The 13193-nt window shown below is 72.8% G+C and carries 11 protein-coding genes and 1 pseudogene; 6 read left to right on the top strand and 6 right to left on the bottom strand.

Annotation, left to right across the window (positions count from 1 at the left end; genetic code table 11):
- The first annotated feature begins 8 nt into the window (after positions 1 to 8).
- The 5 genes from ABZ956_RS29400 (at position 9) to ABZ956_RS29380 (ending at position 3763) form a co-directional block, all read left to right on the top strand.
- A complete protein-coding gene (locus ABZ956_RS29400) occupies positions 9 to 899 on the top strand; it encodes a sugar phosphate isomerase/epimerase (RefSeq protein ID WP_361900145.1) in 891 nt (296 codons plus the stop codon).
- Between the two features lie 26 nt (positions 900 to 925).
- Positions 926 to 1963: a Gfo/Idh/MocA family oxidoreductase gene (locus tag ABZ956_RS29395; protein WP_361900130.1), complete on the top strand. Its 1038-nt coding sequence runs from the start codon at positions 926 to 928 to the stop codon at positions 1961 to 1963.
- A 64-nt stretch (positions 1964 to 2027) separates the two neighbouring features.
- Positions 2028 to 3029: a Gfo/Idh/MocA family oxidoreductase gene (locus ABZ956_RS29390; protein ID WP_361900142.1), complete on the top strand. Its 1002-nt coding sequence runs from the start codon at positions 2028 to 2030 to the stop codon at positions 3027 to 3029.
- A 203-nt stretch (positions 3030 to 3232) separates the two neighbouring features.
- Entirely contained in the window at positions 3233 to 3439 is a 207-nt protein-coding gene (locus tag ABZ956_RS29385) for a MerR family transcriptional regulator (protein WP_361900127.1), read from the top strand.
- Positions 3440 to 3550: 111 nt separating this feature from the next.
- Positions 3551 to 3763, top strand: a complete 213-nt coding sequence (locus ABZ956_RS29380; protein WP_361900123.1) for a heavy-metal-associated domain-containing protein — start codon at positions 3551 to 3553, stop codon at positions 3761 to 3763.
- Between the two features lie 475 nt (positions 3764 to 4238).
- On the opposite strand, the gene ABZ956_RS29375 is transcribed toward ABZ956_RS29380, so the two are convergent.
- The 5 genes from ABZ956_RS29375 to ABZ956_RS29355 all read right to left on the bottom strand — a co-directional run bounded on the left by ABZ956_RS29375 (position 4239) and on the right by ABZ956_RS29355 (position 11411).
- Complete coding sequence (locus ABZ956_RS29375; protein ID WP_361900119.1) at positions 4239 to 5528, bottom strand: citrate synthase; 1290 nt, start codon at positions 5526 to 5528, stop codon at positions 4239 to 4241.
- 169 nt (positions 5529 to 5697) lie between these two features.
- Positions 5698 to 7926 (bottom strand): ATP-dependent RecD-like DNA helicase, encoded by a 2229-nt coding sequence (locus ABZ956_RS29370; RefSeq protein WP_361900116.1) that lies wholly within the window; start codon positions 7924 to 7926, stop codon positions 5698 to 5700.
- Positions 7927 to 8254: 328 nt separating this feature from the next.
- Complete coding sequence (locus tag ABZ956_RS29365; protein ID WP_361900113.1) at positions 8255 to 9088, bottom strand: sugar phosphate isomerase/epimerase family protein; 834 nt, start codon at positions 9086 to 9088, stop codon at positions 8255 to 8257.
- The gene (locus ABZ956_RS29360) at positions 9085 to 10236 is read right to left on the bottom strand and encodes a dihydrodipicolinate synthase family protein (protein WP_361900110.1); all 1152 of its coding nucleotides are present in this window, start codon (positions 10234 to 10236) and stop codon (positions 9085 to 9087) included. The genes ABZ956_RS29365 and ABZ956_RS29360 overlap by 4 nt, the downstream gene beginning before the upstream one ends.
- Complete coding sequence (locus ABZ956_RS29355; RefSeq protein WP_361900107.1) at positions 10233 to 11411, bottom strand: Gfo/Idh/MocA family oxidoreductase; 1179 nt, start codon at positions 11409 to 11411, stop codon at positions 10233 to 10235. The genes ABZ956_RS29360 and ABZ956_RS29355 overlap by 4 nt, the downstream gene beginning before the upstream one ends.
- A 67-nt stretch (positions 11412 to 11478) precedes the next feature.
- Here ABZ956_RS29355 and ABZ956_RS29350 point away from each other — a divergent pair, with 67 nt between their 5' ends.
- Positions 11479 to 12285 (top strand): sugar phosphate isomerase/epimerase family protein, encoded by an 807-nt coding sequence (locus tag ABZ956_RS29350; protein WP_361900104.1) that lies wholly within the window; start codon positions 11479 to 11481, stop codon positions 12283 to 12285.
- Positions 12286 to 12337: 52 nt separating this feature from the next.
- On the opposite strand, the pseudogene ABZ956_RS29345 reads toward ABZ956_RS29350, so the two are convergent.
- Positions 12338 to 13117 (bottom strand): annotated as a pseudogene (locus tag ABZ956_RS29345) (EamA family transporter); the annotation flags it as partial.
- Positions 13118 to 13193: the final 76 nt, after the last annotated feature.

Raw genomic sequence — 13193 nt, 5'->3', positions numbered from 1 at the left:
CCCCCGCCCTGAACCGGATCCGCGTCGGCTCCGCACCGGATTCGTGGGGCGTCTGGTTCGCCGACGACCCGGCGCAGATCCCCTGGGAACGCTTCCTGGACGAGGTGTCCGAGGCGGGCTACGAGTGGATCGAGCTGGGCCCGTACGGCTATCTGCCCACCGACGCGGCCCGGCTGCGCGACGAGACCGGCCGCCGCGGGCTCAAGGTCTCCGCCGGTACGGTCTTCACCGCCCTGCACCGCGGCCCCGCGGTCTGGGACGAGACGTGGGCGCAGGTGGCCAGGGTGGCCGAGCTGACGCGGGCGATGGGCGCCCACCACCTCGTGGTCATCCCCGCCTTCTGGCGCGACGACAAGACGGCCGACATCATCGAGAGCCCCGAGCTCACCGCCGAACAGTGGCGCCACCTCAACACCGGCATGGAACGCCTGGCGCGCGAGGTCATGAGCCGCTACGGGCTCTCCATCGCCGTCCACCCGCACGCCGACACCCACATCGACACCGAGGCGCACGTCGAGCGCCTCCTGGACGCCACCGACCCGGGCCTGGTCAACCTCTGCCTGGACACCGGGCACTACGCCTACTGCGGCGGCGACAGCGTCAAGCTCATCAAGACCTACGGCGAGCGGATCGACTACCTCCACCTCAAGCAGGTGGACCCCGCGGTCCTGGCCGACGTGCTCGAACAGGGCACCCCCTTCGGCCCGGCCGTGCGGCAGGGCGTGATGTGCGAACCGCCGCGCGGCGTCCCGGCGCTGGAGCCCGTCCTGGCCGCGGCGCAGGGGCTCGGCGTGGACCTGTTCGCCATCGTCGAGCAGGACATGTACCCCTGCCCGCCCGACCGGCCGCTGCCCATCGCCCGGCGCACCCGCGCCTTCCTGCGCTCCTGCGGCGCCTAGCGACGACACTTCCCCGAGGACCAGCAATGACGCGAGACGGAACACTCGGCGTGGCCGTGATCGGCACCGGCAGCATGGGCTCGGACCACGTCCGGCGCATCGACCAGGTCATCAGCGGGGCGCGGGTGAGCGCCGTCGTCGACATCGACGGCGACCGCGCGAAGTCGGTGGCCGCCCTCGTCGACGGCTGCGCCGCCTACACCGACCCGGCCGCCGCCATGGCCTGCGCCGATGTCGACGCCGTGCTCGTCGCCTCCCCCGGCCCGGCCCACGAGGCGGCGCTGCTCGAGGCGTTCGCGCACGACCTGCCCGTCCTGTGCGAGAAACCGCTCACCCCGGACGCCGCGTCCGCCCTGCGGGTGGTCCGGGCGGAGGAGCGACTGGGCCACCGGCGGGTACAGGTGGGCTTCATGCGCCGCTACGACGCGGAGTTCGCGCAGCTGAAGGCGCTGCTGGACGCGGGCGGGCTCGGCCGGCCGCTGATGCTGCACTGCACGCACCGCAACGCCTCCACGCCGCCGGGCTTCACCAGCCAGATGATGATCAACGACTCGGTGGTGCACGAGATCGACGTCACGCGCTGGCTGCTGGAGCAGGAGATCACCGCCGTCACCGTCCTGCGGCCGGCCCCCTCGGGCGCCGCGCCGGAGGCGCTGAGCGACCCGCAGCTCGTCCTCCTCGAGACCTCCGGCGGAGCGATCGTCGACGTCGAGATCTTCGTCAACTGCGGCTTCGGCTACCAGGTGCGCTGCGAGGCGGTCGGCGAGCACGGCACCGCGCGGGCCGGCGACGCCCACGGGCTGTACGTGAACGCCGCCGGGCGGTGGGGCGGCGAGATCGCCCAGGACTACGTGGTGCGCTTCCGGGACGCCTACGACCGTCAGGTGCAGGCCTGGGTCGACGCCACCCGGCGCGGCGAGACCACCGGCCCGAGCGCCTGGGACGGCTACGCGGCCGCCGCCGTCTGCGAGGCGGGCGTACGGGCCCAGGCGAGCGGCGAGCGCACGACGGTCGCGCTGGCCGAACGCCCGGCCCTGTACGCGCCGGGCCCGGCCCGGGCGTGAGCGCGGCGGCGAACTGACGGACCGACGACGACGGAACGGACGGGAAACCATGACCAGTGACCGCCTGCGCGTCGGCCTGCTGGGGGCGGGCCGCATCGGATCGTTCCACGCGGAAGCGCTCGCCACGACGGAGGGCGTCGGCGAGCTGGTGATCGCCGACGCCGAGCCCGCCAGGGCGCGGGCGCTGGCGGGGCGCGTCGCCGGGGCCCGCACCGTCGGGTCGGCGCGGGAGGTCCTGGCGGCGAGCGACGCCGTGGTCATCGCCACCGCGACCGCCTCCCATCCGGAGCTGATCACCCGGGCGGCCCGGGCCGGGCTGCCCGCCTTCTGTGAGAAGCCCCTGGCCCTGGACCCGGCGGGCACGGCCGCCGCGCTGCGCGAGGTGGAGGCGGCGGGCACCCTGCTGCAGATCGGCTTCCAGCGCCGCTTCGACGCCGGGTTCCGGGCGGCCCGCGAGGCGCTGCGGTCGGGGGCGCTGGGGCGGGTGCACACCATCCGGTGCGTCAACTCCGACGCCGTGCCGCCGCCGGCGGAGTTCGTACCGCTGTCCGGCGGGCTGTTCCGCGACTGCCTCGTCCACGACGTCGACGCCGTGCGCTGGGTGACGGGCCGTGAGGTGGTGGAGGTGTACGCGCGGGGCTCGAACGGCGGCGCGGCCTTCTTCCGGGAGGCGGGCGACGTGGACACCGCCACCGCCCTGCTCACCCTGGACGACGGCACGCTGGTGACGGCGACCGCCACCCGTTACAACGGCGCCGGGTACGACGTGCGGATGGAGCTGTCGGGCGAGCGCGACCAGTGGGTGGCCGGGCTCGGCGCGCGGACGCCCATGACGTCGGCGGAGCCGGGCGGCCCCGCGGGGCCCGAGCGGCCCTGGCCGGGCTTCCTGGAGCGGTTCGCGGACGCCTACCGCGCGGAGCTGGCCGCGTTCGTCGAGGCGGCGCGGGGGAAGAGCCAGAACCCCTGCCCCGGGCAGGAGGGGCTGCGGGCGCTGCTCGTCGCGGAAGCCTGTGAGCTCTCGCGTCGGGAGAACCGGCCCGTGCGGGTGGCGCACAGCGTCGGCTGAGGCGCGCACGCCTGTTACCGAGTCACCTTCCCGTCACGGTCGTCACGCCCGCGCGAGCTTTCCGTCACAGAAGCCCGACAGCCCTCCGCCATGGTCACTCTCCGTCGTTGTCCGGGGACAGGCTAGCGATCAAGAACGGCCGCGCCGCAGCTCCCCCAACGGACCCCCCTCCGTGGCTGCGGCGCAGCGGAGAGGCGCGAGAGATGACCGACCGTCGACTCTGGTCCTACAAGGACATCGCGGCACACATCGGCGTCCAGGCCGATACCGTGCGCTCGTACCGCAAGCACGGACTGCTGCCGGCCCCCGACCTCACCGAGGACGGCAGGCCGTACTGGTTCGCCGACACCATCCGGACCTGGGTGACGCAGCGTCCCGGCCGCAACGGCCGGGGCCGGGGCCGCTCCTGACCCCGCAGAAACCTTAAATCCCTGACCTTTACCCTCCGGGGAATACCCCCGGGGGGTAAAGTGCTGTCCGCACCAGAAGGCACGGCACGACACTTTCCGAGGAGTACGCCCATGACCACCACCGTCTACAAGGTGACCGGCATGACCTGCGGCCACTGCGAGTCCGCGGTCACCAGTGAGATCTCCGCGATCGACGGCGTCACCTCGGTCGCGGCCGTGGCCGCCACGGGCGAGGTGACCGTGACGTCCGACACCCCGCTGGACGAGGAGACCGTCCGCGCCGCGGTGGACGAGGCCGGATACGAGCTCGTCGGCCAGGGATGAGCGGACACGACTTTCACGTAATCCCTACAAGTAGGGTCTTGCCCTTTTACGCCCGCTTGCTCCGGGAGACCTAGATCACAGCGATTGGGAGGTAACCATCGCGGGGGGACATTGGTCTAACCAGGCAGTGCTGGATCGTCTTGGGGGACGGACCGGCCACGCGTGGCCGGGGCACGTACCCGGGGAGCTTTGAGCGGCCCTCCCGTACGTACGCGTCCCGGCAGATCGCGTCCGTCCGCTCCCGGCCGGATCCCGTGGGGGGAATCCGTGCCGGGGCAGGAAAGCGCCTCGCTCCGACCCGTGGGGGGATCGGAGTCGGGGCGCTTTTCACTTGCTGTGTACATATATGACCGCGTACACGCATGGTGGGCGGCCGCGGCGGCCGACGTCCTCGGACGACTCCCGCCGCCCACGCGAGAACACGCGAAGGCGCCCCGCACCGGTGTGGTGCGGGGCGCCTTCATGCAGACGAGGGTCAGCGCTGCTCGACGGGGACGAAGTCGCGCTCGACGACGCCCGTGTAGATCTGGCGCGGACGGCCGATGCGGGAGCCGGGCTCCTTGATCATCTCGTGCCACTGGGCGATCCAGCCGGGGAGCCGGCCGAGCGCGAAGAGCACGGTGAACATCTCGGTGGGGAAGCCCATCGCCCGGTAGATCAGACCGGTGTAGAAGTCCACGTTGGGGTAGAGGTTGCGCGAGACGAAGTAGTCGTCGGAGAGCGCGTGCTCCTCCAGCTTCAGCGCGATGTCCAGCAGCTCGTCGGACTTGCCGAGCGCCGAGAGGACATCGTGCGCCGCCGCCTTGATGATCTTCGCCCGGGGGTCGAAGCTCTTGTAGACGCGGTGCCCGAAGCCCATCAGGCGGACGCCGTCCTCCTTGTTCTTCACCTTGCGGATGAAGGAGTCGACGTCGCCACCGTTGGCCTGGATGTCCTCGAGCATCTCCAGCACCGACTGGTTGGCGCCACCGTGCAGCGGGCCCCACAGGGCACTGATGCCGGCGGAGACCGAGGCGAACATGTTCGCCTGCGAGGAGCCGACCAGGCGCACGGTGGAGGTGGAGCAGTTCTGCTCGTGGTCGGCGTGCAGGATCAGCAGCTTGTCGAGGGCGCTGACGACGACCGGGTCCAGCTCGTACTCCGCGGCGGGCACCGAGAAGGTCATACGCAGGAAGTTCTCGACGTAGCCGAGGTCGTTGCGCGGGTAGACGACCGGGTGGCCGATCGACTTCTTGTACGCGTAGGCCGCGATCGTCGGCAGCTTGGCGAGCAGCCGGATCGTGGACAGGTGGCGCTGCTTCTCGTCGAACGGGTTGTGGCTGTCCTGGTAGAAGGTCGACAGCGCGCTGACCACGGACGACAGCATGGCCATCGGGTGGGCGTCCCGGGGGAAGCCGTCGTAGAACCGCTTGACGTCCTCGTGCAGCAGCGTGTGCTGGGTGATCTCGCCCTTGAAGGTCGCCAGCTCGTCGACGGTCGGCAGCTCACCGTTGATCAGCAGGAACGCCGTCTCGAGAAACGAGCTGCGCTCGGCGAGCTGCTCGATCGGGTAGCCGCGGTAGCGCAGGATGCCCTGCTCGCCGTCGAGGTAGGTGATCGCGGATTTGTAGGCGGCGGTGTTGCCGTAGCCGGAGTCCAGGGTCACCAGACCGGTCTGGGCGCGGAGCTTGCCGATATCGAAGCCCTTGTCGCCGACGGTGCTGTCGACCACCGGGTAGGTGTATTCGCCGTCCCCGTACCGCAGTACTACAGAGTTGTCGCTCACGTCATCCCTCACCGACGTTGTGCCTCTTCTTCGAGGTGCCCTGACTACCCCTACCTTCCCCCATTTGGACGATGTACGTGCACTCGGGGTCGGCCATAGGGCCTAAAGACGGCACTGAGTGCCGTCCAGCCTGCCCATCCTGCCCCGTTCGCCCGGATTGGTAAACCGTTCAGAGACGAACGCCACCTCCCCCGCCCCCCGCGAGCCGGTGATCCAGGGCGGTGAAGCGCCTGCCTGCCGAGACCGTACGCACCGCCTGGGCCAGCGCGCGCCGCGAGCCGACCAGCACCACGAGTTTTTTTGCCCGGGTAACGGCTGTATAGAGCAGATTGCGCTGCAGCATCATCCAGGCGCCGGTCGTGACGGGGATCACCACCGCCGGGTATTCGCTGCCCTGGGAGCGGTGGATGGTCACGGCGTAGGCGTGGGCGAGCTCGTCCAGTTCGTCGAAGTCGTAGCCGACCTCCTCGTCCTCGTCGGTGCGCACGGTCAGCCGCTGCTCGACGACGTCCAGGGCCGTGACCACGCCCACCGTGCCGTTGAAGACGCCGTTCTGCCCCTTCTCGTAGTTGTTGCGGACCTGGGTGACCTTGTCGCCGACCCGGAAGACCCGGCCGCCGAAGCGCCGCTCGGGCAGGTCGGGCCGTGCGGGGGTAATGGCCTGCTGCAGGAGGCCGTTGAGGGTGCCCGCGCCGGCCGGGCCACGGTGCATGGGGGCCAGGACCTGCACGTCCCGGCGCGGATCGAGCCCGAACTTCGCGGGGACGCGTCTGGCGGCCACGTCCACGGTGAGCCGGCCGGCCTCCTCGGTGTCCTCCTCGGCGAAGAGATAGAAATCCGTCATCCCCTGAGTGATGGGCTGCGCCCCGGAGTTGATGCGGTGTGCATTGGTCACCACGCCGGACTGCTGTGCCTGCCGGAAGATGCGGGTGAGCCGGACGGCGGGGACGGGGCTCTGCGGGGCGAGGAGGTCGCGCAGCACCTCGCCGGCCCCCACCGACGGCAGCTGGTCCACGTCTCCCACGAGCAGCAGGTGGGCCCCCGGCGGGACGGCCTTGACCAGCTTGTTGGCCAGCAGCAGATCGAGCATGGAGGCTTCGTCGACGACGACCAGGTCGGCGTCCAGCGGCCGGTCCCGGTCGTACGCCGCGTCGCCGCCGGGCTTGAGCTCCAGCAGCCGGTGCACGGTGGAGGCGTCGGCGCCGGTGAGCTCGGACAGCCGCTTGGCGGCCCGGCCGGTGGGGGCGGCCAGCACGACCTTGGCCTTCTTGGCCCGGGCCAGCTCGACCACGGACCGCACAGTGAAGGACTTGCCGCAGCCGGGGCCGCCGGTGAGGACCGCGACGCGGCTGGTGAGCGCGAGGCGGACCGCCTCCTGCTGCTCGGGCGCGAGCTCCGCGCCCGTGCGGCCGGCGAGCCAGAGCAGGGCCTTGTCCCAGTCGACGTCGCCGAAGGCGGCCAGGCGGTCGTCCTGCGTGCGCAGCAGCCGCGTCAGCTGGGCCGCCAGGGAGAGCTCGGCGCGGTGGAAGGGGACGAGGTAGACGGCGGTGACCGGCTCCCCGCCCTCCGGCCCGGGGACGCTCTCGCGGACCACGCCCTCCTCCTCGGCGGCGAGTTCGGCGAGGCAGTCGATGACCAGGCCCGTGTCGACCTGGAGGAGCTTGACCGCGTCGGCGATCAGCCGCTCCTCGGGCAGGAAGCAGTGCCCCTGGTCGGCGGACTGGGACAGGGCGTACTGCAGTCCGGCCTTGACCCGCTCGGGGCTGTCGTGCGGGATGCCGACGGACTGGGCGATGCGGTCGGCGGTCAGGAAGCCGATGCCCCAGACGTCGGCGGCCAGCCGGTAGGGCTGGTTGCGGACGACGGAGATCGAGGCGTCGCCGTACTTCTTGTAGATGCGCACGGCGATGGAGGTGGAGACGCCGACGCCCTGGAGGAAGACCATGACCTCCTTGATGGCCTTCTGCTCCTCCCAGGCGGCGCCGATGGACTTGGTGCGCTTGGGGCCCAGGCCGGGCACCTCGATCAGGCGCCCGGGCTCGGTCTCGATGACGTCGAGCGTGTCGGTGCCGAAGTGGCTGACGATGCGGTCGGCGATGCGCGGTCCGATGCCCTTGATCAGGCCGGAGCCCAGGTAGCGGCGGATGCCCTGGATGGTGGCGGGCAGCACCGTGGTGTAGTTCTCCACCGTGAACTGCCGCCCGTACTGGGGGTGGGAGCCCCAGCGGCCCTCCAGCCGCAGCGACTCGCCCGGCTGCGCGCCCAGCAGCGAGCCGACCACCGTGAGGAGGTCGCCGCCGCCGCGGCCGGTGTCGACGCGGGCGACGGTGTAGCCGCTCTCCTCGTTGGCGTAGGTGATCCGCTCGAGGACCCCTTCGACCACTGCCAGTTGCACCATGCCCCGACGGTACCGCCGGGGTCCGACAGAGCGTTCGGGCCTGTGGGCAGCCGTGGTTCCGCTTCCTGGGCCGGCTCCCGGCCGGGCCCCGGCCCGGCCCCGGCCACGGCCACGGCCGGAAACAATCCGACCGGACCGGTTCACCATGATTCGAGGGGCCCGGTCCGACGACCGAGCCCCTCGCGTTCCCCCCGGAACCGGCTTCCCCGAATCCCCCCGGATCCCTCCCCGGGAAGCCTGATGACCATAACGACCCACCTGAGCCCTGAAGGGTTGCAGCGATTCCGAGGCGTTATCATTCCGTTACGTTGGGTGGGAAACCCCCAGCTCACTGCACATGGGCGCGATAGCGGTCGATCACCTCGGCCAGCACCTCCGCGCCCGGCCGCCGCCACAGCCCCGGCTGGAAGATCTCCACCTCGGCCGGGCCCGTATAACCCGCCGCGTCCAGGCGCCGGCTGAACCACCGCAGGTCCACGCACCCGTCCCCCAGCTGCCCCCGCCCCAGCAGGACCCCCTCGGGCAGCGGAGTGACCCAGTCGGCGAGCTGGAAGGCCGCGATACGCCCGCCGCGCCCCGCCCGTTCGAGCTGGCCGGCGACCGTGTCGTCCCACCACAGGTGGTAGGTGTCCACGACGACGCCCACGTGGTCGGCGGGGAAGCGTTCGGCGAGGTCGAGGGCCTGGCGGAGGGTGGAGACCACGCAGCGGTCGGAGGCGAACATCGGGTGCAGCGGCTCGATCGCCAGCCGCACCCCGTGTCCGGCCGCGCGGGGGGCCAGTTCGGCGAGGGCGTCGGCCACCCGCTCGCGGGCGCCGGCCAGGTCGCGGCTGCCGGGTGGCAGGCCGCCGGAGACCAGCACGAGCGTGTCCGTGCCCAGGACGGCCGCCTCCTCGATCGCGGCCCGGTTGTCGGCGAGGGCGGCGGCCCGGGCGGCCGGCTCGGCCGCCGTCAGGAAGCCGCCGCGGCACAGGCTGCTGACGGCCAGTCCGGCGCCGCGTACGAGCCGGGCGGCGGCCCGCGTCCCGTACTGCCGAACGGGCTCCCGCCACAGCCCGACGGACCGCACCCCGGCGGCCGCGCAGCCCGCCACCAGCTCGGGCAGTGACCACTGGCGCACCGTCTGCTGGTTCAGGCTCAGCCGCTCCGGCGCCCCGGTCACCGCTCGACCCCGTGGACGGCCAGCAGAGCGGCCATCTTGGCCTCGGCCGCCGCCGGGTCCGGGAACAGGCCGAGGCCGTCGGCCAGTTCGTAGGCCCGGGCCAGGTGCGGCAGCGGGCGCGCGGCGTGCAGGCCGCCGGCCATCGCGAAGTGCCTCTGGTGACCGGCCAGCCAGGCGAGCAGGACGATGCCCGTCTTGTAGCAGCGGGTCGGCGGCTCGAAGAGGTGCCGGGCCAGAGGGACGGCCGCGTCGAGGGCGGCCCGGCAGCCGGAGCGGTCCCCGGCGTCGAGCAGGCGCACGGCGTGGGCGGCGAGCGGACCCAGCGGGTCGAGAGCCCCGAGCAGGGCGTGGCTGTGCGCCTGCCCGTCGCCGGCGAGGAGAGCGGGGTAGTGGAGGTCGTCGCCGGTGTAGCAGCGCACGCCCGCGGGCAGCCGGCGCCTGAGCTCGCGCTCGTGCCCGGCGTCCAGCAGGGACACCTTCACCCCCTCGACCTTCTCCGGGTGGGCGGTCACGATCCGCAGGAGGGTCGCGGTGGCCTCCTCCAGGTCGGTGCTGCCCCAGTAGCCCTCCAGCGCGGGGTCGAACATGGGGCCGAGCCAGTGGAGGATCACGGGTTCGGCCGTTTGGCGCACCAGCCGCCCGTAAACCTCCTCGTAGTGGTCCGGTCCCGTGGCGACGGCGGCCAGGGCACGGGAAGCCATGAGGACGGCCCGGGCACCGGCCGCCTCCACCACGGCCAGCTGCTCCTCGTAGGCCGCCACGACCGCCTCCAGGGGCCCGTAGGGCGGCGCCAGCTGGTCCGTGCCCGCCCCGCACACCAGGAGGCCGCCCACGGCCCTCGCCTCGGCCGCGGAGCGCCGCACGAGCTCGGCGGCGGCCGGCCAGTCCAGGCCCATGCCGCGCTGGGCGGTGTCCATCGCCTCGGCCACCCCGAGGCCGTGTGCCCACAGGTGCCGGCGGAAGGCCAGCGTGGCGTCCCAGTCCAGGGTGGCCCGGCCGTAGGGCGTGGTGTCGCCGAAGGGGTCCACGACGACGTGGGCGGCCGCGTAGAGCGTGCGGCTCGAAGGGGGCGGCCCCGGTGGCACGGGCACGGCGGGCCGGGGCTCGTACGGGCGCAGCGCCCCGGTGGCGTCCGGCAGCCGGATCACGGCGCGGACTCCGGCACGGCCACCCGGCGTCCCTCGGCGGAGGACCGCCGGGCCAGCTCCGCCAGCTGGACCCCGCGGGCGCCCGCGTGCAGGTCGAAGCGCCAGGGGTCGCCGAGGGCCACATGGCGCAGGAACAGCTCCCACTGCGCCTTGAAGGCGTTGGCGTACGGTCCGTCGTCCCCGGCGTCCCCGGCGTCGCCGTTGTCCGGCACCTCCTGCCACTGGGCGCGGAAGTCCTGGCCGGCGGGCCGGTCGGGGTCCCATACGGGCCTGGGGGTGGCGGCGCGGTGCTGGATACGGCAGTGGCGCAGGCCCGCGACGGCCGAGCCCTCGGTGCCGTCGATCTGCAGCTCCAGCAGCTCGTCGCGGTGCACCCGCACCGCCCAGGAGGAGTTGAACTGTGCGACGGCTCCGCCCTCCAGCTCGAAGACCGCGTAGGCGGCGTCGTCGGCGGTCGCCTCGTAGGCGGCGCCCCGTTCGTCCCAGCGGCGGGGAATGTGGGTGACCAGCCGCGCCTGGACGGCCCGTACGGGTCCGGCCAGCTCGCGCAGGACGTACTCCCAGTGGGGGAACATGTCGGCGGCGATGCCGCCGCCGTGCTGGGACCGGTAGTTCCACGAGGGCCGCTGCGCCGGCTGCCAGTCGCCCTCGAAGACCCAGTAGCCGAACTCGCCGCGCACGGACAGCACCCTGCCGAAGAAGCCGCCGTCGGCGAGCCGCTTGAGCTTGCGCAGCCCGGGCAGGAAGAGCTTGTCCTGGACGACCCCGTGCCGCACCCCGGCCCGGTCGGCGAGGCGGGCCAGGGCGAGGGCGCCCGCGTGGCCCGCGGCGGTGGGCTTCTCGCAGTAGACGTGCTTGCCCGCCGCAATGGCCTTGCGCACGGCGCCTTCGCGGGCGGCGGTGACCTGGGCGTCGAAGTAGACCTCGACGGCCGGGTCGGCGAGGACGGCGTCGAGGTCGGTGGACCAAGGCCCGATCCCGTGGCGTGCCGCGAGCGCCGCCAGCTTGCGCCCGTCGCGCCCGACGAGGACCGGGTCGGGCCACAGTGTCGTGCCGTCCCCGGCATCGATGCCGCCCTGTTCGCGCAGGGCGAGGACGGACCGCACGAGGTGCTGGCGGTGGCCCATGCGGCCGGTGACGCCGTTCATGGCGATGCGTATGTTCCTGACCGTCATCTGCCCGGATCCTCCCGTCTTCGGCACCAGGGGCATTTCCCGCCCGGTTACGGGGAAACCGATCAGCATGAAGCTGGCCTTCTCCACTCTCGGTGTGCCCGGAATGTGCCTGAGCGACGTCGTGCGGCTCGCCCGTGCGCACGGCTACGACGGGGTCGAGCTGAGGGCCGACCCGGAGGAACCCGTGCACCCGGGGATCGGCCTCGCGCAGCGGGCGGCGACGGCCGGGCAGTTCGCCGAGGCCGGGATCGGCATCCTGGCGTTGGCCGGGTACGCCCGGGTCGCCGCGCCCGGGCCCGACGAGCCGGTGCTGGCCGAGTTGGACGCCCTGGTCCGGCTCGCCGGGGATCTGGGGGCGCCGTTCGTGCGGGTGTTCCCCGGCGGCGGGCACCGGCCGGCGGCGGAGGCCGACGCGGTCGCGGCGCGCCGCCTGGCCACCGTCGCGCCGCTCGCCGCCGACTCGGGCGTCCGCGTCCTGCTGGAGACCCACGACTCGCACCGCAGGGCCCAGGACGCGGTGCGCATCCTGGGCCCCGTGGGGCACGGCAGCATCGGTGCGCTGTGGGACGTGCTGCACACCTGGCTGGGCGGGGAGGAACCCGCCGTCAGCTTCCCGGCGCTGGCCCCCCACCTGGGCTATGTGCAGGTCAAGGACGTCGCCTCGGCGCAGGAGAGCGCGCCGCTGCCGCTGGGCGCGGGCGTGCTGCCGCTGGGCGCCTGCGTGGGGGTGCTCAGCCGTGCCGGCTGGGACGGCTGGCTGTGCTGGGAGTACGAGAAGCGCTGGCATCCGCAGGCTGCGGAGTTCCCGCAGCTGGCCGGGCCGGGAGCGGAGTACTTGCGGGGGCTGGTCGCCGCCGCCCCGCCAGCGAGGTGACCGCGACGCCGCCCACCAGCAGCACCGCCGCGCACCACCGCGGCACGCTCACGTCCTCCCCCAGCAGCAGCGCCGCCGAGGACATGCCGAAGACCGGCACCAGCAGGGTGAACGGGGCGACGGCCGAGGCGTCGTAGGTGCGCATCAGGAAGCTCCAGGCGCCGAAGCCGAGCACGGTGCTGACCCAGGCGACGAACAGCAGGGCGCCGACGCCGCTCCAGTCGAGGGAGCGCAGGGCCCGGGCGTCGGCGGCCGGGCCCTCGAAGACGAGGGACAGCAGCAACAGGGGCAGCACCGGGACGGTGCTGATCCACACGGTGAAGCTCAGGGCGTCGGCCGGCGCGGCCTTGCGGGTCAGGATGTTGGACACGCCCCAGAAGGCCGCCGCGACCACGACCAGGCCGAAGCCGAGCAGCGGCCCGGAGGCGCCCTCGTCCAGGGCCGCCACGACGATGCCCGCCGAGGCCACGGCCATGCCCAGCAGCCGTACCGCGCCCGGGCGTTCCGCGAGGGCGACCATGGCGAAGAGGGCGGTGAAGACCGCCTGGGCCTGCAGGACCAGCGAGGACAGCCCGGTCGGCATCCCCGCGTGCATCCCGACGAACAGCAGCCCGAACTTGCCCACCCCGAGCGCCAGTCCCACCCCGATGATCCACCGCCACTTCACCGGCGGCCGCCCCACGAGGAAGACGGCGGGCAGCGCGGCCGCGAGGAAGCGCAGCCCGCAGAAGAGCAGGGGCGGGAAGTGCTCGAGGCCGACGTGGATGACGACGAAGTTGACGCCCCACAGCGCCGCGACGGCGACGGCCAGGGCTATGTGCAGTGGACGCATGCCCCGAGGATCAGCTGCACCCACCATGTAGCACCAGCTCGTACTTCTTCATGATGGGATTCAGCAACGCTCAACA

This window comes from Streptomyces sp. NPDC046261 (assembly GCF_040646235.1).
In the GTDB taxonomy this organism is placed as follows: Bacteria; Actinomycetota; Actinomycetes; order Streptomycetales; family Streptomycetaceae; genus Streptomyces.
This window is presented reverse-complemented; position numbering and strand designations above follow the sequence as displayed.